The sequence below is a fragment of the Rhodococcus sp. WY5 genome (assembly GCF_018588185.1).
Taxonomy (GTDB): Bacteria; Actinomycetota; Actinomycetes; order Mycobacteriales; family Mycobacteriaceae; genus Rhodococcus_F; species Rhodococcus_F qingshengii.
This window is the reverse complement of record NZ_JAAMPR010000001.1, coordinates 4,100,768-4,126,075: the sequence shown is the minus strand read 5'-3', so window position 1 is coordinate 4,126,075 and position 25,308 is coordinate 4,100,768. Positions and strand designations below refer to the sequence as shown.

Sequence of the window (25,308 nt, the reverse complement as noted above, 5' to 3'; positions counted from 1 at the left end):
ACACCTCGCGTCGTTCGATTGCCGTGCGGCCAGCTTTCCACAGCACGACGGACTATTCGTCGAGGCGCCGTAGCCTGAACTGTCCCGAGCGTGTCGAGCTGCCCTTATCTCCAGGCGAACACCGGCTGCTCGAGCTTGTCGATGCGCGTGTGCCGTCCGTTCAGCACTTCGCGGAACTGATAGATGACGGCTCCGGTCGGCGCATGGATCAGGCTCGTTCGGAACGGCCATTGGATCACCGGGTTCGGTGACTCCTCGATGGTGACGAAGCGCGAGTCCACGTCGAGCTCCTCCGACGTGACGGCATACACCTGGGCCACCTCGTCGGGATTGGGTACCAGTCCCCCGATGTCCTCGCCCGACCACATGACGAACGGCCGGATCACGAATCCCGAACGAGTGACGTAGTCGTCGAGCCGGCCGATGATCTTCGACTCGGGAACGTCGACACCCAGCTCCTCGGAAAGTTCCCGAACCGCTGCCTGTTCGGACGACTCGCCCGGGTCGACGCTTCCGCCCGGCAACGCGAATTGACCGGGGTGGGCGCGCATCTTGCTCGGCCGCTTCGTCACCGGGAACACTGGTGTTCCGTCCGCTGTCCGCATGACGACGATGACCACCGACGCCGAGCGCCTTCCGTCCAATTCGACCGACCGAGGTTCGAAAGCGGCAAGTGAGGCGACCACGTGGTCCCGATTCAGTAAATCTCCGTTCACCATGGCTCGACAGTAGCGCCACGAGACTGAGACCCTCAGCCAGTCTGGTCCATTTTGGCCGCTTCGCCTGATTATCGGTCTGTATTCCTGTCATGCTGAACAGGCAGAATCCACCGTGCGGCATGGCGAGAAGAGAACCTCGATGGCTGAGCAGTCCCAGACCCCCACCCCGCAGACCGACCAGGGCGCGCCGGGCGCGTCGAATCGGGCCTCTCGCTTTGCTTCCGACACGCTGAGCGTCCTGCGGCGTGTGCCGTTCACCGCGAGCGTCGTGCTCACCATCACCGTCGTCGGGATCGCGACCGGCGCCCTGTGGAATCACGTCCGTACCTATTCGTGGTTCAACGACATCGCCTACGGAGTTCCTGCCTTGCAGGAAGGCAAGTGGTGGACTCTCGTCACGGGGTGGTTCTTCGGATTGACGCCGGGTCAGTATGTTTCGATCATCGTCGTTTTTGCCTTCGCGGTCGGCTGGTGCGAATGGCGCCTGGGAACCAAGAACGCGGCCATCGTCACGATCAGCGGTCAGTTGGCGGGCGAACTCGGTGCATCGCTCCTCCTCTGGGCGGGCAGCCACACCGACTGGGATTGGGCTCGCAACCTCGCCACCCACCGCGACGTCGGCGTGACCACCGCAATCATCGCCGCACTCGCCGCGACCACGGCAACACTCCGCTCGCCCTGGCGAATGCGAGTGCGCGCCATTCTGTGCGCGTACATTGCGATCGCGTTCCTCTTCGAAGGCCGCCTCGCCGACGTGCAGCACCTCATCGCGGTCGCGATATTCCTGCCGGTGGGCGAGAAGTTCTTCGGCGACGGAGAGCGCGGGTTCATCCCCCGAACGCGACGCGAGATCCGCCTGCTCGGATTCATCGGCCTGCTCCTGATCGGCGTGGTCGAGATCGCCGTCTGGCTGTTCCCCGGAAGCGGACCGTTCGGGCCGACGGAAGCCGAAACCGGTTCGGGCTGGACGGCATTGATCGACGTGGTCATCGTTGCCCTGATCGCGGACCAGTTGCGACGAGGTCGCCGCTGGGCCTGGTGGGTTGCCGTGGTGTTCGGTTCACTGACGGTTTTGGCCACCGCCCTCGTCCTCGTCTCGGTCATCTTCTTCGACTACGAGAGCGCCGGCGCCGTCACGGTCGGTACCGCGCTGCTCTGGCTTCTCGAACTCATCTTGTTGATCAAGGGCCGCCACGCTTTTCACGTACCGATGCGGCGCAAGATTCGAGGCGGGCCGTTGTCCGGGAACGATCCGCGCGCCGCCGCTCGGGAACTACTCAAACGACACGGCGGCGGAACCATGTCGTGGATGACGACGTGGGACGGCAACAGTTACTACTTCGGCGAGTCGGGTGAGAGCGTCGTTGCATTCCAACGGCATGTCGGTGTCGTCGTGGTCCTGGCCGATCCGATAGCGAGCCCCGACCGACTTGCCGCAGCGGTCGACGAATTCACGACGATGTCCGAAGCCAACGGCCTCACTCCCTGCTTGTTCTCCGTGGGGAAGGAGACAGCCGACGCCGCCACCCGGCGTGGCTGGCGCACCGTTCAGGTCGCCGAAGACACGATCGTCGACCTACCAGAACTGCAGTTCACCGGTAAATCCTGGCAGGACATCCGCTCGGCGCTCAACAAGGCCAAGAAGGACGACATCACCTTCCGGATGACAACATTGGCCGACGAGCCGTTCTCCGTATTGGCTCAGGTGCGCGCCATCTCCGAGGAATGGGTGGGCGACAAGGGGCTACCCGAGATGGGGTTCACCCTCGGAAGCGTCGAGGAGGCGCTCGACCGCGACGTCCGGGTCGGCTTGGCCGTCGACCCGACCGGAAGCATTCACGGCGTCACCTCGTGGTTGCCGGTGTACGGCGAAGGCGGCGTGGTTCGGGGTTGGACACTCGACGTCATGCGTCGACGTCCCGACGGGTTCCGTCCGGTGGTCGAGTTCCTCATCGCATCGTCGGCCCTCGAGTTCAAAGAACAAGGTGCCCAATTCGTCTCACTGTCCGGAGCACCGCTCGCCCGCAGCGACGACGGCGCCGACGCCGCATCGATGGACCGCCTGCTGGACATGCTCGGAGCCGCGATGGAACCGCTCTACGGCTTCCGGTCTCTTCACGCGTTCAAGAAGAAGTTCAAGCCGAGGTACGAACCCGTTTTCCTGTGTTTCCGCGACGAGGCCGACCTGCCTCGGATCGGAATCGCACTGACGCGTGCCTACCTGCCCGACGCAACGGCTCCTCAGCTGATCAAGCTCGCCACCAGCAAGAGTTGACGCCGTGCGGTCCTGGTTCGAGCACACGGTCGTCGACACCGGCAGGCTCCCGCTGTTCTTCCTCCTACTCGCCTTTGTCCTGACGTTCCTGTTCATCCGCTTCAGCGTCCGGATGATCCGGGCCGAGGTCTCGTGGTGGCCAGGCAATGTCACGCCCGGTGGAATGCACATCCACCACATGGTTTTCGGTTTGATGATGATGCTCGTGTCCGGCTTCGCCTTCATCGCTCTGGCCGACTATCACACCCCGATCGCCAATTGTGTTCTCGCGTCGGTGTTCGGTATCGGCAGCGCGTTGGTCCTCGACGAGTACGCGCTCGTGTTGCATCTGCGCGATGTCTACTGGGCCGAGGAGGGTCGCTCGTCCATCGACGCGGTGTTCGTTGCCATCGCGATCTCGTTCCTTTTCCTTCTCGGGGTCCACCCGATCGGGTTCGCGGGAGAGTTCGACCCGTACGAGCAGGACCGTAGCCTGGCGACGTTGATCGGCGTTGTCGTCGCGATCGTCATCCAACTCGGACTCGCCGTGATCACGTTGATGAAGGGCAAACTCTGGACCGGCTTGATCGGGCTGTTCTTCACCCCACTTCTGTTGATCGGAGCAATTCGGTTGAGTCGCCCGGGTGCCCCGTGGGCGCGCTCGCGTTACCGCGACAAGCCGGCGAAGATGAGCCGGGCAGTGGCCCGTGAACAGCGTTATCGCGAGCCGATGATCCACGCGAAGATCTACGTTCAGGAAACGGTGTCGGGAAGTTTCGGTTCCACTCCCCCGCCCCCACCACCGCTCCCCGTCGTCGACACCACAACCCCCACGTCGAAGGTCGGATTGTCGCGGCGGCTCTCGGACAGAATTCGCTGGCGTCGAACTCGCCGACGACTACGAACAGTCCCCGTCTGGCGTCTCCCGGTGATCCTCGTCGTCCTGTCCGTCGTCACCGCGAACATCCTCGTCGGGATCGACGGAGACCTGGTCAGCGACGGCGACGTCGGTACCATTTCCGAGGGCGTCGACGCCGGGGCCACCGCGACGCTGCTCAGCGTCATCGCCGGCGGGATGATCACTCTCACCGGTCTGGTGTTCACCGCCATCACCCTCGCAATGCAGTTCGGCGCCTCGCAGATTTCGGTGCGGGTGGTCCCGATGCTCGCGCAGCAGCGGGTGATGCGGTGGTCGATCGGCATGTTTCTGGCCACGTTCGTCTTCTCCTTGATCATTGCGCTCGATCTGGCGCTCGATTCGGAGAATTCCTCACCGACCATCTCCACGGCGATCGCACTGCTTCTGGCATTGGCCAGTGCGATCCTGTTCATCGCGTTGGTGGCGAAGGTCGGGTCGATTCTCAATTCCAGTCGGTTGCTGCGTTGGATAGCGGCCCAGGGCCGGAGCGCGACGATTCGTGCCTATCCGCTGTACGAGGACTTACCCTCGGGCGCACCGAAACCCAGTCAGCCACTTCCCCTCCACCAACCGCACGAGTCCGAAACCTCCGAGAGCGCCGACGCACTGGTGATTCGCCTGCGCCACCTCTCACCCGACGGCCGGATTCTGCTGGCGATCGATCTCGCACGCCTGCAGCGGTTGGCCGGCCGCTGGGACGTCTCGGTCGAGGTCGTCCCCAGCATCGGCGAGTTCGTCGCCCAGAACGCGCCCCTCTTCGAGGTACGCGGACCGTCGCTGAAGGTACGCCCGGACACTTTGATGTCGTGCTTGATCTTCGGTGACACGCACAGCCCGGTCGTCAGCCCCGGTGCAGCGCTTCAGTCGATCGTGGACATCGCGCTCAAGGCACTGTCACCCGCCATCAACGACCCGGGCCGAGCCGTCCAGGCTCTCGACCACATCGAAGATCTTCTGGTACTTCTCGCCCCGCGGGTCCGCTTCGACACGTCAACCTCGGATCTCACGCTGATCAGAGGGCAGCAACGCACCTGGACCGATTACGTGTCCGTCGCCACCGACGAGATCCGGCACTTCAGTACCAATTCCGCGCAGGTCCAGCGTCGTCTGCGCGCGGTATTCGCGACCTTGCTCGAAGCCTGCCCGCCGGACCAGCACCCTCCGCTACTCGAGCGCGTCGACGCACTCGATGCGCAATTGACCCGAGAATGGACCGGCGCACTCGACCTTCGGCTCGCGAGTGTGGCGGATCCGCAGGGATTGGGCTCCGAAGCCGGGGCGACCGGAAGAATTCACCCGCTGATCATCGGGTCTTCGGAACTTCCGGACGATCGTTCATCCGGGCAGACCGAGTCGCGTTCCCAGCCAACCTAATTGACTCGCCAATCCAGCCGACCACACCTGGAAGCTGTGCCCTCCGTCGACCTCGGCGTACTGGACGTCCATCCCTGCGGCCTTTGCGGCTTCGTAGAGCGTTTGAAGACCTGGGCGGTAGTCGTTGTCCTGTTTGCCGACCACGAACACCCCGGCGCTGTCGGGGAACTTCTTCTCCCGGAGCAGATCCTGCGGATTCACTGCCACGAACGCGGCGTCATTGCCGCCGAACGCTGCATCGACCGTCTGCTTGCGATCGCCGAGTGTGGGTTCGATCTGACCGGACAGATCCAGGAACGTCGGATACACCGCGGGGAAGTTCGTTGCCATCTGGAACGCGCAGGTACCGCCGTAGGAAAGTCCCCCGATCGCCCACTTCCTCGGGTCGGGATCCACCTGGAGGTTCCCGCGCACCCAGTCGGGAACATCGCGCGAAAGGTACGTTGCGACGTTCCCGAGTTGAGAATCGACGCAGAGCGGATTCGCCAGTTCCGACCCGGTCCCGTCAGCAACGACGACAACGGGAGCCAAGCCCGAATGCGCAGCGGCGTAGGTGTCCATGGTCTGGACGAGACGTCCGCCCTGTAGCCAGTCCTCGGGCGCGCCTGGTTGGCCGGCAAGCAGGACCAACACGGGCAACTCCGGTCGCGGGTTGGTGAAATACGCGGGCGGTAGGTAGATCTCGGCGTCGCGGGCGCTGAATCCGGAGACCGTCCCCGCAATCGTGACCGTGCTGACCTTGCCCGCCGACGGCATGTCCGCGGGAGCCTTCCATTGCGAAACCGGTACCGCCCCGTCCTTGCCGTCGTCCAGGTCGGCGAGTGAAACCTTCTCCGCGTCCGAGAGTCCCAGCGCTGTTCCCAACGTCGGATACGACTGGAACTGCAGATTCACGTGAGCCGCGCTCGACACGACCACCAGGAGCACCGAGACCACGGTGAGCACGCGACCGTCGATCCGCGTCGCCGCAAATACCCGCGAGCCACCCAGCAGCACGCCGAGAATGCCCAACCCGATCCACACGTAGACCGGACGGGCAATCGGATCGGGGAACGGGTGCCACACCTTCTCGATCAGCCAGTACAGCACGAGAGTGATCGCGATTGCCGCGACGATGCAGACCGGAATCGAGATCAGCACGTGACGCCTCGATCTCGAGAAGATCAGCCAGAGAAGTGCCAGAATTCCGAGCACCGTCACCACGGGCGGAACCGGGCCCGTGACCAGCGACAGATCCGTGATCGTGTGCACGTCGTCTCCTGTCGCAGCCCTGTTTAGACAATATCCAAGAACAGGACATTTCGGAGCTGATGGCGTCAGATCACCGCGTTCGACGCCTGGGCACGTAGGTCTCGGGCCAGGTGATCCCGACGCTCGAGAACAAGCCTCCGCAGCGACGCGGGCGCCTCAGCATTGGCCTGGATCCAGGAATCGACAGCAGAGGTGTCTTCAGCTGCCGGGAAGAGTCCGTTCACCAACCGTCGGGCGATCTCGATGCTGCGTTCGGACCACCACTTCCCCAGGGACGAGAAGTACTCTGCCGCATATCCCTCGATCAACGACGGGTCCGTGCCCGAACGGAATCCGGCGATCGTCGCATCCAGGCGGTCGTTCGAGAGTGAGCCGTCAGTGGTCGCCGACGCCCAGGCAGCCGCCTTGGTCTCGGCATCGGGAATCGACGCCGCGGCGCGGACGTACGCCGTTCGACCCGCTGACGTGCTGTCCTTGCTCAGCTCACCGTCGAAGTCGCTCACACTCGCATGGCCGGTCGCCGACAGGGCGATCCACAATGCCCACCGCAGATCAGGATCGAGAGCCAGTCCGACCGGCCCCGGGCAGGTGCCGTCGAGTATCGACCGCACCTCGTCGGCGCGAGCATCGTTGACCGCTGCAGCGGCCGACAGAGCCCGTGCCCATGCCAGCTGTCTTCCGGACTCCGGTTCGGCTTCGAACACCGCCTTCCAGGTCGTTTCCAACCAGCCTGCACTTACATTGGGCCGCAAGCTTTTCGGAACGTAGTGAAGAACCGCGTATTGGGCATCGGTCAGGATCGAGCTGAGAATCGCAAGATCTGTCTCCGCGGGAGCGAATCGTTCCACCATGTCGAGGTACCGGAACACCGAGAGCTGCGCATCACGCACCGAGTTCCACAGCGACGACCAGATCACCCCGCGCGCAAGCGGATCGCTCACGCGGTCCAGGGATGCCTCGACAGTGGACAGAGATTCCGCGTCCAATCGCACCTTGGCGTAGGTGAGGTCTTCGTCGTTGAGCAGTGTGAGTGCTCCGGGCGGAAGGTCGACCGACGTGCGTGATTCGGTGATGTCGAGTTCGACGCGTTCGGTGCGAACAAGGTCTCCGGACTCGTTGTAGTCGTAGATTCCGACTGCGAGCCGATGCGGCCTCGGGTCCGTCTGGACCAGGTCTGTTCCGTCGAGCGACAGCGTGGACACTCCGGTGGTCTGCAACCAGATTCGGGCCCATTCGCGCACATCACGTCCGGAAGTCTCCGTGAGCACGTCGAGCAGATCAACCAGCGTGGTGTTCCCGAAGGCGTGGGCCTTGAAGTACCGTCGTGCCGCTTCGAAGAACGCGTCACGGCCGACGAACGCCACAAGTTGTTTGAGGACACTGGCGCCCTTGGCGTAGGTGATTCCGTCGAAGTTCAGCTTCGCAGCTTCGAGATCGACGATGTCGGCGACGATGGGATGAGTCGTCGGCAGCTGATCTTGGAGGTACGCCCACGCTTTTCGCTTGATGGCGAATGCCACCCAGGCATCGGTGAAGCGAGTGGCTTCGGCGCTGACCAGCGATCCCATGAAATCGGCAAAAGATTCCTTGAGCCACAGGTCGTCCCACCAGACCATGGTCACGAGATCGCCGAACCACATGTGCGCCATTTCGTGCAGGATCGTGTTGGCGCGGCGCTGATGCTGCTCGTCGGTTGCGGAGCCGCGGAACACGTATGCCTCGGTGAAGGTCACCAGTCCCGGGTTCTCCATGGCGCCGAGGTTGTACTCGGGGACAAAGATCTGGTCGTACTTGCCGAACGGATACGGATAGTCGAAGTACTCGGCGTAGAAGTCCAACCCCTGACGGGTGATGTCGAAAACGTTGTCTGCATCGAGGTGTGGAGCCAACGACGCCCGGCACAGCGCACCCAACTCGACAGTGAGTTCGCCGCGACTCCACGACGACGCCACGCGGTGATACGGCCCGGCCGCGATCGCGGTGATGTAGGTCGAGATCGGCAGCGACGGGGCGAAAGTGACGCGTTGTGCACCGTCCACGGAGAGAGTCTGGGTCGCGGGCTGATTCGACAGGACTTCCCAGCCGTCAGGTGCTGTCACCTCGAATGTGAAGGGCGCCTTGAGGTCCGGCTGCTCGAAGCAGGCGAAAACACGCCTGGCATCGGCGGGCTCGTATTGCGTGTACAGATACGTCTGATCGTCAGCGTCGTCGACAAATCGGTGCAGCCCTTCACCGGAACGGCTGTAGTTGCCGTGAGCTGCCACCCGAACGACGTTCGATCCGCCGAGTCCGCGCAGCACGATCCGGGATCCGTCGTACTCCACCGGAATCGACGCACCGTCGACGTCCACGGAATCGACTGCAGCACCGATGAAATCGAGCCACGTGGACTCCACCGAGGACGTCAGATCAATTGTCGTGACCGTCGAAAAGGTCTTCACGGCGGAGTCGACCGCCGATCGCAGATCCAACTCCACCCGGTAACCGGCGACGGAGATGGCTCGAGATCGTTCGGCGACTTCGCTTCGATTCAGGTTCGCAGTACTCACGCACTCGATCCTGCCAGGCCGCGCGCGGCGATGTGAGCCGCCGTGCGCCTATCCCTTGAACGCGCCCTGCCAGACGGTGTCGAACGGCGTGTGCGCCGAGACGCGGCCTTCGATGCCCGCCGTGACGAACTTCTTTGCCAGAGCGACGGCTTCTCCCACGTCGGCGCCTTTTGCCAGCTCCGCGGTCACTGCGGCGGCCAGCGTGCAACCGGCACCCGAGACGCGCTCTTCGCCGACCTTGGGGGCGGAGAGAACAGTCACGTCGGTCCCGTCGAACAACACGTCGACGGCGTCGCCACCGGCGAGTTCGACACCGCCCTTTGCGAGCACGTACTTGGGTCCGAGATCATGGATACGACGTGCGGCCTCGATGAGGTCGTCGACGCTTTCGATGCTGTCCATTCCGGCGAGGGTGCGTGCCTCGAACAGGTTGGGTGTGACGACGGTGGCGAGCGGGAGGATCGAATCACGAAGTGCTGTATCAGTATCGAGAGCCGCGCCGGGCTCCTGGCCCTTGCAGATCAGGACCGGGTCGAGGACGACGTGGCGCCAGGACTGCCGACGCAGGCCCTCTGCCACAACCTCGATGGTGGCGGGCGTGCCCAACATGCCGATCTTGACGACGTCCAGATCGTGAGCCGCAGTGGCAGCCTCGATCTGATCAGCGATCACGTCAGGAGCGATCGGTACGAAGCGATGACCCCAGTTGTTCTTGGGATCGAACGAGACGATACATGTGGTGGTCGCTACGCCGTAGACGTCCAATGCCTGGAACGTCTTCAGGTCGACCTGCAGGCCGGCACCGCCAGTCGCTTCGGACCCAGCGATGACATAGGCGAGGTCAACCACAGCACAATCTCCTTCTTCGGACTTTCGAAACGTGCGTGGATGGCCACGAACGCGGGACCCAGTTTATCAACCGTTCCGACGTCTGGTTTTCGGCTATGCGGGCACCGGAGTTCCCCACGCGACGTCGTTGTCCTCGTATCCGAACGGCGGACCGACGAACTCGCCGCCGCAGGTGATCAGCGCGAGGGTTTCGGGTCCGTCGAGGCTGTTCAATCGCTCGACCGGCAGCTCGCCGTCCTTGCTGTAGTGATCGACCGCATCGATACGGTAGTTCCAGGTCTGTCCCCCGGCGCCCGCCACGGTCACGACCGAGCCGATTTCCAGTGTCGAGAACTTCTTTCCGAAACCGTCACCCTGATAGATGTCGTTGATGTGTCCGGTGATCACCACAGTGCCCGCGCCGGAGCCGGGAAATGCCGAATCTGCCCACCATCCGATCTCACTGACATCCTCGGGCGGAATGAGCGAGCCGTCCGTCGTCGTCTTGATCGGCAGGATGTCAGCGGTGCTGTTGCCTGTGCGCAGCGTGGTCGGGACATCCGGACCGTCGACCACCGCGCGAATCTCTGGCGGCAAATCTTGTTGGCCGGTCGCGAGGACGCGGGTCGGCGAGTCACCGTCGTCGGAACATCCGCCGATCAAGAGCATTGTCGCCACTACTGCAGCGGCCCACGTTCGGCTGGCCGTGGATCCAGGTGCCGCTGTCACGGACGAGAAGTCGGGCCGGACGGAATCTGGGCAATTGGTACTCGGTTTCCTACGTCACGACCGGGAAGTGCGTCACCGGAATCCCCACCGTTCCCACCGGAACCGTCACCACCGCTGCCGTTTCCGCCACCGCTTCCATTCCCCCCGCCCCCGCCGCCGGGGCCGGGGCCGGGGCACTCACCTCCCGGATCGGTGGTGTCGCCTGCCAAGACAATCTTGACTGCCGAGAGGTTGACCGTCTGGTTCTGCGCGACTTGTCCAGGAGTTGTGACGTCGAATGCGAGCTTGGCACGTACGGGGATGACCGAACCGTCGTCAGCGTCGGTGACCGTTGACCCTGACCGGCCGAGATCTTGGGTCAACGTCATTCTGGAGATCAAATCCTGATCTCCGGTCAAGCCGGCGCCGTCGATCCGAAGGGTCCCTCGGACGGGACTTCCGTGGGCTCTGATCGTCACCGATGCGCGAAACTCGAGGATGTCTCCCGGCACTGTCCGCCACGCCTCGATCGAGTTGATTTTCGTTCCAGGCGATCCAGTCGAGATGTCGTACCAACCGTCGATCACGGCCGGATCGAGTGACATCGAATTTTCGTTGATTTCCGAGTTGCACGCGCGGGTGAGCGAAACGGGGGCAGCCGATCCCACTGCGGGGAGTGCTGTCGACACAACGGTCGCCAAGACGAAGGCCGTCGCGGTGATGCCCGCGGTACGCCTGCCGAAGATCGTCATTCTCTCGCTACCTTTTTCCGCGGACCGTAGCTTCCGGTCAATTCAGTCAAAATACCAGTACAGCTGGACAAATAGGTCGAATTCCGTGCCGAATTCCTCTTGTTTTCTGTGAACTTCGGTTACGAGCAATTTCTCCGCACACGCGTTCCGGCAAGGGGTACATCGGATCAACAGGGGTCAGAAGTTACATTTCGCCCGCACATCGGAGCAGATCGCACTGATTTCTCACCGCATTGGACAGGTATTTCCGTTTCATAGCGGTCAGCCGGTGGAACAACGATCACTACAACGAGCGTGCCGGGCACGTGTCCGGTCGCCCCCCACCGAATCAAGGGAAACCGTCATGTCGGATACAACATCAGTCAAGCAGGGTTTCGCGGTAGGAACATCGATCGGGGCAGCCGTCATCTTGGTGACGGTCGGCATCGTGCAGTTCTTCCAAGGACTCGCTGCCGTCGCCGAAAACGAAGTGTTCGTAGTCGGGATCGACTACGTCTATCAGTTCGACCTGACGACGTGGGGTTGGATCCATCTCGTGCTGGGCGCGCTCGTCGCTCTCGTCGGGCTCGCACTGTTCACCGGAGCGGCCTGGGCGCGGGTGTCGGCAGTGGTGATCTGCGCGATCTCGATCATCGCGAACTTCTTGTGGCTGCCGTACTACCCCTGGTGGTCGACTCTCATCATCGCGCTGAACATCGTCGTGATCTGGGCTGTGTCGACATGGAAGCCCACCCAGACGACGCACGCCGCTGCGCATGCACCGTCAACGCCGACTCGATCTGCTTGAGTTGAAAGTATGTGTAGGTGGATGGCGTATTCCGGAGAGCCGATACTGGCCCATGACTTGCTGTTCAGGCCACAGCACTCGCTGATCGACCAGAGCCTGCATTCTCAACTCGGGGCCACGACGACAAATGGCGACGGCTTCGGAATCGGCTGGTACGGGGAAGGCCCCCAACCGGCAGTTTTCAAGAGCATCGAACCCGCGTGGAACGACTCGAACCTGCGCGAAGTCACCTCCCAATTGCGCACCCCTCTGCTGTTCGCTCACATCCGCGCCTCGACGGGAACTGCAGTGCAGCGCAGCAACTGTCACCCGTTCCGGCACCGGCAATGGTTGTGGATGCACAACGGTTCACTACACGGATTCCACGACATGAAACGGGAATTGGTGACTGCCATTGATCCGTCGCTCTTTCCGGATCTCGAAGGATCGACGGACTCGGAAACCTTGTTCTTCCTCGCGCTGACGTTCGGCCTGACCGACGATCCGTTCGAAGGTGTCGCGAGGGCCGTCGGATTCGTCGAGCACACGGCCCGCTCGCAGGGAATCGACAATCCGGTTCAGATGACCGTCGCCACGTCGGATGGCATCTCCACCTGGATCTTTCGCTATTCCAGCGAGCACCAGTCGAGGTCGTTGTTCTTCTCCACCGAGATTTCCATGTTGCGCAAGCTCCATCCTGAGGTGGATGCCCTGCACCATCTGAGTGAGGAGACCCGAATCGTCGTCTCCGAGCCTCTACGTGACCTTCCCGGCGCCTGGAACGAGGTTCCCGAATCCGCCGCAGGCGTCATCCGGCCCGGACGGGACGAGATGCGGAGCTTTGTGCCGATCCCACCAGCCTGATTGGGTCATACAACCAGGCATAGCTATGAAATAGCTTGCATTCGAAGCGCTTTCACGAAAACTGAGACAACGGAAACTCGGCACACTAGTCACGCGAGAGGATGAGCCGGAACGCCAAGCGAGCCTTCTCCGTATCCGGAGTGCCACCAGTGAGCAAATCGTTGTAGATGAACGACTCACCCACGCGAACCAGCAGATATGCCATGTCCTCGACGGGCAGGTCTGGCCGAATCTGCTCCGGTATTTCAGCTTCGATCAGCCTTCGCACGGATTCGACCATCGTGCCCTGAATCGGCCCCAGTCCAGTTGTGAGTATGCACAACGCCTTTTGCGGTTCCCGAGTCAAATACGTCCGGAAGAATTCGGTCTCGATTGTCGCCCGTGCATGGTAAGTGAGGACGTCGACAACCCTTGACGCTCCGCTTCCACCGCACTCCTCGAGGCCCATTCGCCACGTTCGGCGCGCCAGCGAATCGAGCACGTCACCGGTAATTGTGTCGCGATTCCCTGCACGCCGGAACAAGGTGGTCCGATCCACCCCCAACTCGGTGGCCAAAGCGTTCACATCGAGCGGTTTTCCGGCTGCGAACTGTCGTCGGGCGGCACTCAACGCTTCCGCGCGGATGTCACGTGTCTCGGCCATGGAGTGAATGTATCGCTGACGACGTGCTGGTCGGTAGCCGGAGGCGATCAGACGGCGCCATCGACGGCAATCGTTGCAACATTCATTGACTTTGTTGCAGGTGAGTGTTTATTGTTCCCCGGTACGTGATTCCAGTCACAACAATTCAGTTGTTTACGGAGGAATGCGATGAACGATCACACGTGGACGACCCGACGATGAGCCCACTTCTGCAAGTACGAGACCTCACGGTTGACATTGGGACAGAATCGATTTCGAACAGACTCCTCGACCGCGTGAGCTTCGAGTTGGGGTCGGGCGAAATCACCGGCCTCGTAGGAGAGAGCGGGAGCGGAAAGACACTGACCGGACTCGCTCTGCTCGGTCTCTTGCCCCGTACGGCAACAACCAGCGGAAGCATCCGTTTGGAAGGACAGGAACTTGTGGGTCTGCCCGCCGCCGAGTTGAGGAAAATACGCGGTCGCGACGTCAGTATGGTCTTCCAGGACCCGAGTTCGGCTCTCAACCCCTCCGTCAGCATCGGTCGCCAGATCGTCGATGTGTTGAAGGCCCACCGCGACATCACGAAAGTCGATGCGGAGGACGTGGCTACAGATCTTCTCCACCAGGTCGGTCTGGCCGACCCGAGCAGAACCTTGAAGTCGTTCGGGTACGAGCTTTCCGGCGGGATGTGTCAGCGGGTGATGATCGCGATGGCCCTGGCATGCGGTCCGAAGTTGCTGATCGCGGACGAACCGACAACAGCGCTCGACGTCACCATCCAAGCTCAGATTGTCGATCTCCTTCGAGAACTGGCCGAACAGCGCGATCTTGCCGTGTTGTTGATCAGTCACGACCTCGCGGTTGTCGCCGAGGTCGCGGATCGAGTCATCACCATGTTTCGCGGCGAGATCGTCGACGTCGCGCCACGAGACGTGCTGCTTCGGCGGCCCGCGCATCCCTACACGTTCAGCCTTCTCGAGGCGGCACGCTCGACATTCGAAGAAGTCTCCTCCCAATCGCCCAAGGCGCGAGGCGATTTCACCACCAAAGCCCCTGCTGACGGCGTGGGTTGCCGATACGTCGCCCGGTGCAACTACTCCGAGGAGCTCTGCATATCCGATCATCCACTTCTGATCGGATCACCGGAATCGGCAACAAGATGTCACCGCAGCGACGAACTCGAGTTGCTCGGACTGGTGAGCTGATGAGCAACACCGACGTCATCGTCGACGTTAGGAATCTGGCAGTCGAGTACGGACGCGGACGCAAAGCTCTTCGCGCGGTCGACGACGTCAGCTTCTCCGTACAGAGGGGCGAAACCCTTGCGATAATCGGTGAATCAGGATCGGGAAAATCCTCGACGGCTCACGCTCTCGCGGGTCTGGTGGCTACGGCCGCAGGCTCCATCACTATGAATCTCGACGACCCGGCGTTCGGCAAGGGTGGATCTTCCCATCTCATTTTTCAAAACCCTACGTCGGCCTTGAACAATCGGATGGCCTCATGGGCTTGCGTAGCCGAGCCGATGGCGCCAGGGCGTCTGCGCATCCCACAGTCCTTGCGGCCGAAAGCCGTCGAGCTGTTGCGTCGGGTCGGTCTCGGCGCTGAGCTTGCCGACCGCCTCCCGACCCAGCTCTCCGGTGGCCAACGCCAACGCGTGACCATCGCTCGTGCACTTGCCTCCAAGGCGCCACTGATTCTCTGCGACGAACCTGTTGCCTCCCTGGATGTTTCGCTTCAGGAAGAGGTGTTGCAACTTCTTGCCGATCTCCGAGAAGAACATGACCTCACGTACATCTTCATTTCGCACGATTTGGGTTCGGTGGCACGGATCGCCGATCGCGTCGCGGTGATGTACCTCGGCCGAATCGTCGAGATCGGACCGGTTGCCACGGTCCTGAGGACTCCATCGCACCCCTACACGCAGGCGCTTCTCGCCGCGGCCCCGCACATCGAACTCGAGCGGCGCAGTCGTCGGAAAGCATTGGTGCGGGGCGAGTTACCCGACCCACGGAATCCACCCTCGGGCTGTCGATTCCGCACCCGCTGCCCGTTTGCGATGGATCGCTGTGCGTCGGAAGCGCCGTCACTTCGCGCGGCCTCGAATTCCGCACACAGCTCCGCCTGCCATCTATCGTCCCCGGCCACATCGACCGGAATCTCCAACCCGCCGCAGTAAATGCGTGCCGCGTCAGTCTCCCCCTTCCGAGAAGACCAAAGCGAAAGTCCACCATATGAATCCGCGTCTGTCTTTGCGATCCCGATATCCGATCACACGCTTCCAGAATCATGGGAAAAGTGGCCCACGTGTGCTGGTAGCTGCGTTTGCACTTTCTGCTCTTGTGCTCAGCGGCTGTTCGAGCAGCGCCACCGGTACCGCCGGCGATACCGGACCTGCCGATCCGAACGCCGAACTCAAGGTCGCGACATCGCACGTGCCCGCCTCGCTCGACCCGTGTGCGGGAAACATCGGATACGACATCGACTACTTACAGTTGATGTATGCACCACTGATCGATGCGGAACCTGCCACCCAGAAGTTGCGGCCCGGAATCGCCAGCGAGTGGGGCTTCTCCGGACCGGACAACCTGACGTTCGAGATGACGTTGCAGAACGGCTTGACCTTCCACGACGGTACAGCTGTCGATGCAGCAGCCGTCAAGGCAAGCATGGAACACTGCTTGAGTCTCGGAATCGTTTCCGTCCCGACGATCAAGAGCATCGAAGCAACGTCCCCAGATCACGTCACGATCTCGTTGAGTTCACCTACCTCCGGTTTACCAGGCTGGCTCAACGGCAGATTGGGAATGGTGGTCTCCCCCACTGCGCTGGCAGCAGCAGGGGCAGACTTCGCCAACAAGCCTGTAGGCGCAGGGCCGTACACATTCACCAGCGCAGTCCCGAACAGTTCATACACATTCAGTCGATTCGACGATTACAAACCGGCAGGTCCACCCAGCCCCCAGCTCGCCAAGATCCAGATCCAGGTGATCTCCAATCCCACAGCGCTGACAAATGCCCTGACATCGAACGCTGCGGATTTTGCATACGGGCTCACACCGTCGAGTGCTCCGATCCTCGAACGGAATCCCAACCTGAACGTCAGTCACGACCCGAGACTCGGAGTTGCGCTCGTCGTGATCAACAACAAGAACCCTGTGGTTAACGACGTCCGGGTTCGTCTGGCGATGCAGTATGCGCTCGACCGCAAGGCAATTGCGCGAGCCGCGCTGGACAGCTCGGAAGGAACTGCGGCGTTCGGTCAATATCCTCCCAGTTCGCAGTTCTACGACGAGGAAACCGAAGATGCATGGCCGTACGACCCGGAGAAGGCCAAATCGCTGCTAGCGGAGGCGGGGTATCCGAATGGGGTCACCGTGCGCGGACTAGCAGGCAACCTACCGCCGTACTCGACCAACGCGGTCCTTGTCGGAGAACAATGGGAGAAAGTCGGCATCAAGGTCGACTTCGTCGAAATGAGTGGACCTCAGGCGATTACGGAGTTCGTCGCACACAACAGCGCGGACGTCTTCAGCGTGGGATGGCCCACGCGAGCATCCGCACCGCTCAATTTCGAAGCCTCTCTGGGTTCGCGATCGTACTTCCGGCAGAATTCCGTCCCCAACGAGGAGTTGGAGAAGCTGATCGCACTGCTGAACAACACGTATGACGAAACCGCTCAGCTCGACATCGTCAAACAGATCAATCAAGTCGTGATCAAGTCCGCTGAGTACGTACCGTTGTACTTCACTCCCGACGTGGTCGCCTACACGAAGAACGTCCACGGGGCCGTTCCCGCACTGAACGGCTCCCCCAATCTGACGTACCTCTCGAAGTCATGACGACGACCGTTGTATCGCAAGAGAATTCGTTGGCCCCCGAGCCTGAGAGCGTTCCGACCCGAAACCCTCACCGATCGCCGGTGAATCCTTACATACGGATGATCGGCGTCCGGTTCGCACAGATAATTCCTACCGCGATTATCGCTAGTTTCATAACCTTTGCCCTTATCCGGATAATCCCCGGTGGACCAGCCGAGGCACTTCTCGGTCCGAACGGCAGCGATGAAGCGATCGCGGCACTCAACGAGCGACTCGGATTGAATCAACCTCTGCTGGTCCAGTACTGGAACTGGGTGGTGTCGGCTCTGCACGGAGATCTGGGAACGTCGCTACAGAACAGCGCCCCCGTCGGCCCACAGATCCTTGCGCGCCTGCCGGCGAGCGCCGAGCTCGTTGTACTCGCACTGTTACTGTCCGCCGTCGTCGCCATACCGCTCGGTGTGTGGACCGCGACGCGGCAGGGACGACGCAGCGATGGTCTGACCCGCACGGTTTCGGGGATCGGACTCGCGGTACCGGACTTCTTCCTCGCTATCGTGCTGGTCGATGTCTTCGCCCTCGGTTTGGGAGTTCTACCGGTGCTCGGCTGGGTTCCTCTCGAGAACAGTGTGATCGACAACCTGAGCCATTTGGTCCTACCAGCAACGGCGCTCGCTGCCGGCGCAGCATCGATTGCGGTTCGGCAGACCAGGGCTGCGATGATCGAGACACTGTCAAGTGACTACGTACGAACTGCGCGTGCGATGGGTATCGACGAGCGGAAGATCGTGTGGCGCTACGCGCTACGAAACATCGTTCCCACGATTGTCACTGTCTATGGATTGCTCGCCGTGGCGATGCTGGGTGCGACGGTCATTCTCGAGCAGATCTTCGTGCTGCCGGGCCTCGGGAGCGCTCTCGTCATTGCGATCGACACGCGAGATTATCCGATGCTTCAAGGCATTGTGTTGCTGTTCGTCGTGATCGTGCTTCTCGTGAACATCCTGGTCGACGTCGTCAACAACATGATCAGCCCACAATTGAGGAAGGGAACGATCTCGTGAGCCAACTCGCGCTGACCACCGCAGGCGAGACCCGCTCCAAGTGGGCTCTCCCTCGACTGCACCCCGGATTATGGCTCAGCTACTGCTTTCTCGGAACGCTGATAGCGGCGTCCGTCTTGGCCTCGTTCGTGGCTCCGCACAGTCCGACCGATCAGAACCTGACCAACACGTTCGCCGGTCCGAGTGCACAGCACCTGCTTGGCACTGACGGCTTCGGTCGTGACGTGCTCAGTCGATTGATCTGGGGAGGACGCTCCGCCTTCTTCGGCGTCGCGATCGCTGTCGCCGTCAGTCTGCTGTTGGGAATTCCGTGGGGGTTGATCGCCGGATATTGGCCACGCTGGATCGGCGCGTCACTCCTCCGGGTGGCGGACGCATTGCTGGCATTCCCAGGTTTGGTTCTCGCAGTGGCTATTACCGGTGTTCTGGGGCCGAGCCTGATCACGTCGATGTCAGCGCTCGGAGTCGTCTATGCACCCACAGTTGCAAGAATTCTGGCTGCCGGGGTCAGCGAAACGAGGAACCGAGACTTCGTTCTGAGCGCGCGACTCTCAGGATGCCCGCCGCACGTAGTGCTGCTGCGTCATCTTCTTCCGCACGCAATCGGGCCGGTTGTCGTTCAGGTGACCGTGCTCACCGGCCTGACCTTTCTCGCGCAGGCGGCACTCTCATTCCTGGGGTTGGGAATACAGCCCCCCACTCCGAGTTGGGGCGGTGACTTATCCGATGCGTACCTGCACATCTTGAGTGCACCACAACAGATTCTCCCCTCCGGCATTCTGATTTCATTGGTCGTCCTGGCCGTCTACCGAGTGGGTGATGCCGTCCGGGACCGCATGTATGTCAGAGGGAGATAGCCGGCGTAGAACAACCATCCGACTCGACTGTTCGAAGACCACACCACCAGCATGAAGGACTATCGATGACCTCGATCGCACCAGAAACCGCGCGCCGCGTCTTCCGTGGAGCCGAACCAATACACGGCATGATCTACTTCACCCCTTTCGGCGCGGAAGCATATGCCGCACTGGGCTTTACACACCCTCGAATGGGCTACTTCGCTTCGCGGTCCGCACCCATGGGTGCAGTAGCGGCTGAAGTCACCATCGCTACCTTCTTCAACTTCAACCCCGAACTGGTACACGCGGTCCTGCCGGAAGCCTGGACAATCGCCACCCCCGAACAGATCCTCACCGCTCGACTCGACGCTGTCGACCGTTCGCTGCGCAAGGCCTGGGGAGAACATGTCGACGGCACCGAAGTTCGCGAAGCTGCCGAACTCGCACGTCGAGCCGCGGAACGCGCCTGCAACAGACCACAAGGGCGACCCCTGTTCGGTGGGCACGCATCATTGCCGTGGCCTGAGGAGCCTCATCTCGTGTTGTGGCATGCCCAATCCTTGCTCCGGGAGTTTCGCGGAGATTCTCATGTCGCACTTCTTCACGCCGAGGGACTCAACGGTGTCGAAGCGTTGGTAGTCCACGCCGCAACCGGTGATGTTCCTGCTGCTGCTCTGCAAATGAGCCGGGCATGGGACAACGATCAGTGGGCGGAAGGCGTCGAAAGTGTGCGGGCGCGTGGATGGCTCGAAGGCGGCCCCGAGCTTCACCTGAACGAGGTGGGTCGCGATCGCCGGAAGCGGGTTGAGCATCAGACCGATGTGCTGGGGTCGTACCCGTACGAGGCGATCGGAGAGACCGGATGCAGTCGACTGATCGAAATCTCGGAACGTCTCTCCGGTGAAGTGATCGATGCAGATCTCGGATTTCCGGCAGCACTGGCAGCACGTCGCCGATTGCGTGCGTGACAGCAGGTCGTGAGTGTCGAACGTGGCTGGTGGTGATACGACGAGGGTGTCACCACCAGCCCCTTCACACAATTATCGCCGAAGTCGGCTGCGCCCCCAATCTGCACAGTGAGAAGGCATCCGGATGAGACTGCCGTTGTGCCGAATTCTCCCGCGGGATGGGTCAAGATGGCTAGATGTGGAAACAGGCACTCGGGTTTGCTTTGTTCGGTGCGACCGTTGCCATCGTCACGGCGGCACTGACACAGGGATCGGCACAGGCGTCCGCCACGATCACCCTCTTTTCGGGTGGCACGACAATCTCGGGCTTCGCGGGTAAATCGCAATGGGCCTGGCCCATCGAGGCTGCGGTGATCGGCGCCGTTCTGGGCGTGCTGACCGGGCTCGTACTCCACCTCGCGGGTGTGCGAATCTCCGGAGGTCAGGACAATCGAATGCTTCGAACTGTGGTGGCAGGCCTCGTGGGAGTCACGCTTGGGTTGACGCCCCTGTTGGTCTTGATCAGCATGGCATTCACCAGGTCGGTTGACATCGGATGGTCCCCGCTCCTGGTTTATGCCGTCAGCGGTCTTCTGGCCTATGGCCTTTCGGTCGCCGCCGTGTTCGGAGTTCTTCGCGCTGCCGGGGATCGACTTACTGTTCGCACGACGCGAGCGGTCGCGGCGATGCTTCCGGTAGGGGCGTTGGCGGCGACTGCTGCGGGTGTCGGTACTGCGTGGAAGCTGGGCTTTTCCACCGCCGCTCCCACCTGGATTGCAGTCGTACTGCTGGTGGTGCTCGTATTGGCCGTGACGTTCGTTGCGGCCCGGGCGTGGGCACTACGGATGCAGGCTCGTGACTTTCCAGAAGTGGCATAGGCAGTGGAACGATTGATTCCGACGGGCGCATCGAGATGAGGGGCGAGCGAATCTTCGCGGGACTCGTCGTCGGCCTTCTGCTCGGGCTGTTCGGCTATCTGCCGTTGGTACTCCTGTGGCAACATTTCGCAGATGTCCCGCAGCCGCAGCTTTATCCGAACCGTTCGTTCACGTCGTTCGGCCCCAACCCGCCACCGCTCACCTACTGGATAAGTTGGGCGGCGCCTGCCGCCGTGTTCGTCATTCTCGGACTTATGACTATTCCCAGCCGCACCGGCAGGCAATTCGCGTTGCCATTGGTGCTCGCGTTCCTTTCTGTGGCAGCAATGGTGGCGTGGTTCTGGATCTCGATGGAACTGTTCTTCAGCCCCGACTGATCACTCACTCGGCTGCGTATCGCGAACCCCACTGCGCGCACGCGCAATGGCGCCCTTGTTGCGCAATGCGATCCCCTGATGCACCGCAGCAAGTACCAATGCCAGCACTGCAGCAGGGAGGCTCCCCACCATCGACAGCAGAGAAGGCATATCAGAGCTGAAAGCTGCAAAGAAACCCAATACTGCAGCGCAAAGCATTGTCGCCGAGACGATCCAGGAAACTAATGGTCGTGGGATCACGGCTGGAATAACGCACAGAGCCACCGGCAACGCCAGCACCAAGAAGAGCTCCCGCCCGAAGTAGTCGTGAATCGAGCGGTAACAATCGGCAGAACTGAGCGGGCCGAGGCCTATTTCGCAATCGGTGATCTCGTACAGCGGCCACTGTGCCGTCGCGGATCCCAGAATCCCGGTGGCGACCGCCAATACAACCCACGCGATCCGAATCCCAATCATAAGAAGAGATCATGCCAGTAGGCGAAATTGCGCTCCGGAGCAGAAAGCGACTACAACTCGAAAGGGGCGGAGATTACCTCTCTCGGCAGGACCGACCTCCTCGCGAGCGGCACAACATGTCCGACGTGCTCAACTCACGGGCTGGGTATCGAGCTTGATCGGAGCATCTGCCATCGTCGACAACTATTGGGAGACAGCACCTCTCTTGAGTGCGGGTATCGCAGTCGCTGTACTCGGAGTAGTTAACGGCCTACCGAGTTTGATTGTCACCCTGATGCACAATCGACGGCCGCAACAGGGTTGAAGTTTTCGATTATGTTTTGTGGAAGGGTGCTTGCATGGCAACACAACCGCATGGCCAGTCCATAACCCCGGCGTGGAAAGTATTCACGGCCATCGGTTTTGCAGGTGTTGTGGGCGCTGCCGTGACGTACTTCCGAGACGGGTGCACTTTGGCGATCATTGGCGGGATGGTCATCCTCGCGATTGGTCTGCCGCTTACTGTCTGGTCCATCCTGCGAATGCTGCGTGAGAATCGAGGACATCGCCTTCATTGGTGGAGAACACCGCCGGTCAATCCGAGGAACGTCGACCTGTCTCGTGCTGTCGGCATTCCGACTACTATTTTCGGTGCACTGACCATCTGGCTGAATACAGCAGGTTCGGCGCCGTGGTGGTTGGCAGCAATCTTTACCGCCATTCTGATCGCGCTCTTCGGAGTAACCGTTGCCGTTCACAATATTCGCCTCAGTCAGCGAACCTGAGCTAGCCTTCCGCGCATGCCGGTTTCCGCGGGTGTCCGTGCGCGCCTTCGCTCCCACTTGCATCCAGACGACGAGATCCACTACGCGTTTCCACCAGACGTTCTGATGAGCGCGAAACCGACGAAGAATATGTTGCAGTCGTGAACACTGCCGACGCGGAGATCACGTCACCGCAGGACTTCCCGCATGATCCGTTGCCGAACCTTTGAAGGCACAAACAAAAAGGCAGTTTCTCATTTCTGAGAAACTGCCTTTTTGATCTAACTTCGGTCGGGCTGACAGGATTTGAACCTGCGACCACTTGACCCCCAGTCAAGTGCGCTACCAAGCTGCGCCACAGCCCGTCCCACGCCCTTGTTTCGGGCGCTTGGAAAGATTACATCAGGGACGGGCCGAAGTACCAATCGGCTGGTCAGAGCCGTTTCAGTACCGAATTGGACGCAGAATCAGCGGCCCTTACGGTCACGCTTCTCGCGCACTCGGACGGATACGCGGATCGGGCTGCCGTCGAAGTTGAACTCTTCACGCAGACGCCGCTCGATGAAGCGGCGGTAGCCGGCCTCGAGGAAGCCCGTGGTGAAGAGAACGAATGTCGGCGGGCGTGTGCTTGCCTGCGTCGCGAACATGATGCGAGGAAGGCGACCACCACGCATCGGAGGCGGCGTTGCTGCCACAACTTCCTTGAGCCAGGTGTTCAGGCGACCCGTGGGGATGCGCTTGTCCCAGGACTCCAGAGCCGTGTCGAGAGCCGGCACGAGCTTCGCCACGGCGCGACCGGTGTGGGCGGAGATGTTGACTCGCTGAGCCCACGGAACGCGGACCAGATCGCGGTCCACTTCCTTGTCCAGCATGAGTCGACGGTCCTCGTCCACGAGGTCCCACTTGTTGAATGCGATCACCAATGCACGACCCGTGTCGGCCACCATGCTCAGAACACGCAGGTCCTGCTCGGTGATCGGCTCGTGCGCGTCGATCAGCAGGATCGCAACCTCAGCGGCCTCGATCGCGCTCTTCGTACGCAGCGACGCATAGAACTCCGCGCCGCTGGCATGGCTGACGCGCTTGCGCAGACCAGCCGTGTCGACGAAACGCCAAGGGCGCCCGCCGAGTTCGACGATGGAGTCGACCGGGTCGACGGTGGTGCCGGCAACATTGTGCACGACGGACCGCTCGTCACCGGACAGCTTGTTGAGCAAGCTGGACTTTCCGACATTCGGCTTTCCGACGAGAGCAACACGACGCGGACCGCCGCCGGGGATACCTTCACGCGGGGTTTCCGGCAGCTTCTCGAGAACCTCGTCGAGCAGGTCGCCGGTACCGCGTCCGTGCGTCGCACTCACGGAGTACGGCTGACCGAGGCCCAAGGACCACAGTGCTGCAACCTCGGACTCGGTGCGTCCGTCGTCCACCTTGTTGGCAACGAGGATGACCGGAGTCTTCGAGCGGCGAAGCACGCGAGCAACAGCTTCGTCCGTCGCGGTAGCGCCGACAACAGCGTCGACGACCAGGAGAATGGCGTCAGCCGTTCCCATGGCCAACTCCGCCTGACGTGCGACCGCCTGCTGAAGACCCTTTGCGTCGGGCTCCCATCCGCCGGTGTCCTGGACGAGGAAGCGTCGTCCGGCCCAGTTCGCCTCGTAGGAGACGCGGTCACGGGTAACGCCGGGGATGTCTTCGACTACCGCTTCACGACGGCCGATGATGCGGTTGACGAGCGTCGACTTGCCGACGTTCGGTCGACCGACAACAGCCAAGGTCGGGACGGCAATGTGCGCTTCGCCTTCGCCGTCCGCTTCGAGATCGGCGTAATCCCACTCCGATTCCTCGGACCAAGTTCCGTCACCGGCATATTCGGTTACCAGATCGTCGCTCACTGCACTGCTCCAGTTCTGTCGCTGACCACCAACAGCAACTTGGCGATCACATCTTCAATTCCCAATTCGCTCGTATCCACCAGAATGGAGTCGTCGGCAGGGCGCAACGGCGACACTGCCCGAGTCGAATCGAGATGGTCACGGCGCTGCACATCAGCCAGCACCGCTTCGTAATTGTCTTCACGGCCTTGGCCGATGTTCTGCGTATTGCGCCGTGCCGCACGGGTTTCCGCCGATGCGGTCAAGAAGATCTTGACGTCTGCATCGGGGAGTACGACGGTTCCGATGTCGCGACCTTCCACGACGATCCGCTCCGCACCGGCCGCCAACTCACGCTGAGTGGCGACCAGCAGGTCACGAACCTCGGGTACAGCCGACACCGCGGAGACAGCCTTGGTTACCGCGTCGCCGCGGATCTCCTCGCTGACGTCCGCGCCGTCGAGATGCACCTGCTCGCTGCTCGGATCGGTACCGATGGACCATGGCAACGCCGCAACGGCGGCCGTGATCGCGGCGGAATCCGCCAGATCGATTCCCTGACGCAGCACGTGCAGGGTCGCGATCCGGTAGATGGCTCCGGTGTCGAGGTAGCGAGCGCCCAAACGCTGCGCCAACGCGCGAGAGACGCTGGACTTGCCGGTTCCGGACGGTCCGTCCATAGCGACTACCAGCGGCATGG

General features: G+C 61.7%; 23 protein-coding genes and 1 tRNA gene. 13 read left to right on the top strand and 11 right to left on the bottom strand.

What is annotated here, in order from left to right:
• Positions 1–104: 104 nt before the first annotated feature.
• Positions 105–719, bottom strand: coding sequence for a CoA pyrophosphatase (locus G4D79_RS19135; protein WP_003946186.1), 615 nt, complete (start codon positions 717–719; stop codon positions 105–107).
• 139 nt (positions 720–858) lie between these two features.
• Here G4D79_RS19135 and G4D79_RS19130 point away from each other — a divergent pair, with 139 nt between their 5' ends.
• Together G4D79_RS19130 and G4D79_RS19125 are read left to right on the top strand one after the other, a co-directional pair.
• Entirely contained in the window at positions 859–2,994 is a 2,136-nt protein-coding gene (locus tag G4D79_RS19130; RefSeq protein WP_075833258.1) for a bifunctional lysylphosphatidylglycerol flippase/synthetase MprF, read from the top strand.
• A 4-nt stretch (positions 2,995–2,998) separates the two neighbouring features.
• A complete protein-coding gene (locus G4D79_RS19125) occupies positions 2,999–5,266 on the top strand; it encodes a DUF2254 family protein (protein ID WP_099698225.1) in 2,268 nt (755 codons plus the stop codon).
• Here the strand turns inward: G4D79_RS19125 and G4D79_RS19120 are convergent.
• The 5 genes from G4D79_RS19120 to G4D79_RS19100 all read right to left on the bottom strand — a co-directional run bounded on the left by G4D79_RS19120 (position 5,228) and on the right by G4D79_RS19100 (position 11,354).
• A complete protein-coding gene (locus G4D79_RS19120) occupies positions 5,228–6,517 on the bottom strand; it encodes an esterase family protein (RefSeq protein WP_099698224.1) in 1,290 nt (429 codons plus the stop codon). The two genes, G4D79_RS19125 and G4D79_RS19120, sit on opposite strands and share 39 nt — an antisense overlap.
• 65 nt (positions 6,518–6,582) lie before the next feature.
• Positions 6,583–9,066 carry an aminopeptidase N gene (gene pepN, locus G4D79_RS19115; protein ID WP_099698223.1) on the bottom strand — a complete coding sequence of 828 codons (2,484 nt, stop codon included), beginning with the start codon at positions 9,064–9,066 and terminating at the stop codon, positions 6,583–6,585.
• Positions 9,067–9,114: 48 nt separating this feature from the next.
• Positions 9,115–9,915, bottom strand: coding sequence for a bifunctional hydroxymethylpyrimidine kinase/phosphomethylpyrimidine kinase (gene thiD / locus G4D79_RS19110; protein ID WP_003946192.1), 801 nt, complete (start codon positions 9,913–9,915; stop codon positions 9,115–9,117).
• Positions 9,916–10,008: 93 nt separating this feature from the next.
• Positions 10,009–10,623 carry a class F sortase gene (locus tag G4D79_RS19105; protein ID WP_231783390.1) on the bottom strand — a complete coding sequence of 205 codons (615 nt, stop codon included), beginning with the start codon at positions 10,621–10,623 and terminating at the stop codon, positions 10,009–10,011.
• Positions 10,620–11,354 (bottom strand): hypothetical protein, encoded by a 735-nt coding sequence (locus tag G4D79_RS19100; protein WP_007731975.1) that lies wholly within the window; start codon positions 11,352–11,354, stop codon positions 10,620–10,622. The genes G4D79_RS19105 and G4D79_RS19100 overlap by 4 nt, the downstream gene beginning before the upstream one ends.
• A 343-nt stretch (positions 11,355–11,697) precedes the next feature.
• Here G4D79_RS19100 and G4D79_RS19095 point away from each other — a divergent pair, with 343 nt between their 5' ends.
• Positions 11,698–12,141: a hypothetical protein gene (locus tag G4D79_RS19095; RefSeq protein WP_030537512.1), complete on the top strand. Its 444-nt coding sequence runs from the start codon at positions 11,698–11,700 to the stop codon at positions 12,139–12,141.
• Positions 12,142–12,162: 21 nt separating this feature from the next.
• Positions 12,163–12,984, top strand: a complete 822-nt coding sequence (locus G4D79_RS19090) for a class II glutamine amidotransferase (protein ID WP_099698222.1) — start codon at positions 12,163–12,165, stop codon at positions 12,982–12,984.
• Between the two features lie 85 nt (positions 12,985–13,069).
• Here G4D79_RS19090 and G4D79_RS19085 read toward each other — a convergent pair whose 3' ends face one another.
• A complete protein-coding gene (locus G4D79_RS19085) occupies positions 13,070–13,627 on the bottom strand; it encodes a QsdR family transcriptional regulator (RefSeq protein WP_021333511.1) in 558 nt (185 codons plus the stop codon).
• Between the two features lie 275 nt (positions 13,628–13,902).
• Between G4D79_RS19085 and G4D79_RS19080 the strand changes: the two genes are divergently transcribed.
• From G4D79_RS19080 to G4D79_RS19045, 8 genes are all read left to right on the top strand, one after another.
• Positions 13,903–14,814 carry an ABC transporter ATP-binding protein gene (locus G4D79_RS19080; protein WP_054828049.1) on the top strand — a complete coding sequence of 304 codons (912 nt, stop codon included), beginning with the start codon at positions 13,903–13,905 and terminating at the stop codon, positions 14,812–14,814.
• A complete protein-coding gene (locus G4D79_RS19075) occupies positions 14,814–15,788 on the top strand; it encodes an ABC transporter ATP-binding protein (RefSeq protein WP_021333513.1) in 975 nt (324 codons plus the stop codon). Before G4D79_RS19080 ends, G4D79_RS19075 begins: the two co-directional genes overlap by 1 nt.
• A gap of 130 nt (positions 15,789–15,918) precedes the next feature.
• Positions 15,919–17,451 carry an ABC transporter substrate-binding protein gene (locus G4D79_RS19070; RefSeq protein ID WP_180279633.1) on the top strand — a complete coding sequence of 511 codons (1,533 nt, stop codon included), beginning with the start codon at positions 15,919–15,921 and terminating at the stop codon, positions 17,449–17,451.
• Positions 17,452–17,531: 80 nt separating this feature from the next.
• Positions 17,532–18,494 carry an ABC transporter permease gene (locus G4D79_RS19065; RefSeq protein ID WP_158510646.1) on the top strand — a complete coding sequence of 321 codons (963 nt, stop codon included), beginning with the start codon at positions 17,532–17,534 and terminating at the stop codon, positions 18,492–18,494.
• On the top strand, positions 18,491–19,351 hold the full coding sequence (locus tag G4D79_RS35270) for an ABC transporter permease (RefSeq protein ID WP_168798820.1): 861 nt from the start codon (positions 18,491–18,493) through the stop codon (positions 19,349–19,351). The genes G4D79_RS19065 and G4D79_RS35270 overlap by 4 nt, the downstream gene beginning before the upstream one ends.
• Before the next feature lie 65 nt (positions 19,352–19,416).
• Complete coding sequence (locus G4D79_RS19055; protein ID WP_021333517.1) at positions 19,417–20,301, top strand: hypothetical protein; 885 nt, start codon at positions 19,417–19,419, stop codon at positions 20,299–20,301.
• Between the two features lie 176 nt (positions 20,302–20,477).
• Entirely contained in the window at positions 20,478–21,158 is a 681-nt protein-coding gene (locus G4D79_RS19050) for a hypothetical protein (RefSeq protein ID WP_083057608.1), read from the top strand.
• A 35-nt stretch (positions 21,159–21,193) separates the two neighbouring features.
• Positions 21,194–21,535 (top strand): hypothetical protein, encoded by a 342-nt coding sequence (locus G4D79_RS19045; RefSeq protein WP_042451032.1) that lies wholly within the window; start codon positions 21,194–21,196, stop codon positions 21,533–21,535.
• Here the strand turns inward: G4D79_RS19045 and G4D79_RS19040 are convergent, their stop codons facing one another.
• Positions 21,536–21,991 (bottom strand): hypothetical protein, encoded by a 456-nt coding sequence (locus tag G4D79_RS19040; RefSeq protein ID WP_063316363.1) that lies wholly within the window; start codon positions 21,989–21,991, stop codon positions 21,536–21,538. It abuts the gene before it with no gap.
• Positions 21,992–22,329: 338 nt separating this feature from the next.
• Here G4D79_RS19040 and G4D79_RS19035 point away from each other — a divergent pair, with 338 nt between their 5' ends.
• Positions 22,330–22,755: a hypothetical protein gene (locus tag G4D79_RS19035; RefSeq protein ID WP_054828053.1), complete on the top strand. Its 426-nt coding sequence runs from the start codon at positions 22,330–22,332 to the stop codon at positions 22,753–22,755.
• A 270-nt stretch (positions 22,756–23,025) separates the two neighbouring features.
• On the opposite strand, the gene G4D79_RS19030 is transcribed toward G4D79_RS19035, so the two are convergent.
• The 3 genes from G4D79_RS19030 to cmk form a co-directional block, all read right to left on the bottom strand.
• A tRNA-Pro gene (locus G4D79_RS19030) sits at positions 23,026–23,099 on the bottom strand.
• A gap of 102 nt (positions 23,100–23,201) precedes the next feature.
• A complete protein-coding gene (gene der, locus G4D79_RS19025) occupies positions 23,202–24,629 on the bottom strand; it encodes a ribosome biogenesis GTPase Der (protein WP_003946199.1) in 1,428 nt (475 codons plus the stop codon).
• Positions 24,626–25,306, bottom strand: coding sequence for a (d)CMP kinase (gene cmk, locus G4D79_RS19020; protein ID WP_170320421.1), 681 nt, complete (start codon positions 25,304–25,306; stop codon positions 24,626–24,628). The genes der and cmk overlap by 4 nt, the downstream gene beginning before the upstream one ends.
• Positions 25,307–25,308: the final 2 nt, after the last annotated feature.

Bases quoted from the DNA above. Each gene is read 5' to 3' on its own strand.
- G4D79_RS19135 (WP_003946186.1), bottom strand. From the start codon at position 719: ATGGTGAACGGAGATTTACTGAATCGGGACCACGTGGTCGCCTCACTT.
- G4D79_RS19130 (WP_075833258.1), top strand. From the start codon at position 859: ATGGCTGAGCAGTCCCAGACCCCCACCCCGCAGACCGACCAGGGCGCG.
- G4D79_RS19100 (WP_007731975.1), bottom strand. From the start codon at position 11,354: ATGACGATCTTCGGCAGGCGTACCGCGGGCATCACCGCGACGGCCTTC.
- G4D79_RS19095 (WP_030537512.1), top strand. From the start codon at position 11,698: ATGTCGGATACAACATCAGTCAAGCAGGGTTTCGCGGTAGGAACATCG.
- G4D79_RS19090 (WP_099698222.1), top strand. From the start codon at position 12,163: ATGGCGTATTCCGGAGAGCCGATACTGGCCCATGACTTGCTGTTCAGG.
- G4D79_RS19085 (WP_021333511.1), bottom strand. From the start codon at position 13,627: ATGGCCGAGACACGTGACATCCGCGCGGAAGCGTTGAGTGCCGCCCGA.
- G4D79_RS19075 (WP_021333513.1), top strand. From the start codon at position 14,814: ATGAGCAACACCGACGTCATCGTCGACGTTAGGAATCTGGCAGTCGAG.
- G4D79_RS19055 (WP_021333517.1), top strand. From the start codon at position 19,417: ATGACCTCGATCGCACCAGAAACCGCGCGCCGCGTCTTCCGTGGAGCC.
- G4D79_RS19050 (WP_083057608.1), top strand. From the start codon at position 20,478: ATGTGGAAACAGGCACTCGGGTTTGCTTTGTTCGGTGCGACCGTTGCC.
- G4D79_RS19045 (WP_042451032.1), top strand. From the start codon at position 21,194: ATGAGGGGCGAGCGAATCTTCGCGGGACTCGTCGTCGGCCTTCTGCTC.
- G4D79_RS19040 (WP_063316363.1), bottom strand. From the start codon at position 21,991: ATGATTGGGATTCGGATCGCGTGGGTTGTATTGGCGGTCGCCACCGGG.
- G4D79_RS19035 (WP_054828053.1), top strand. From the start codon at position 22,330: ATGGCAACACAACCGCATGGCCAGTCCATAACCCCGGCGTGGAAAGTA.
- cmk (WP_170320421.1), bottom strand. From the start codon at position 25,306: ATGCCGCTGGTAGTCGCTATGGACGGACCGTCCGGAACCGGCAAGTCC.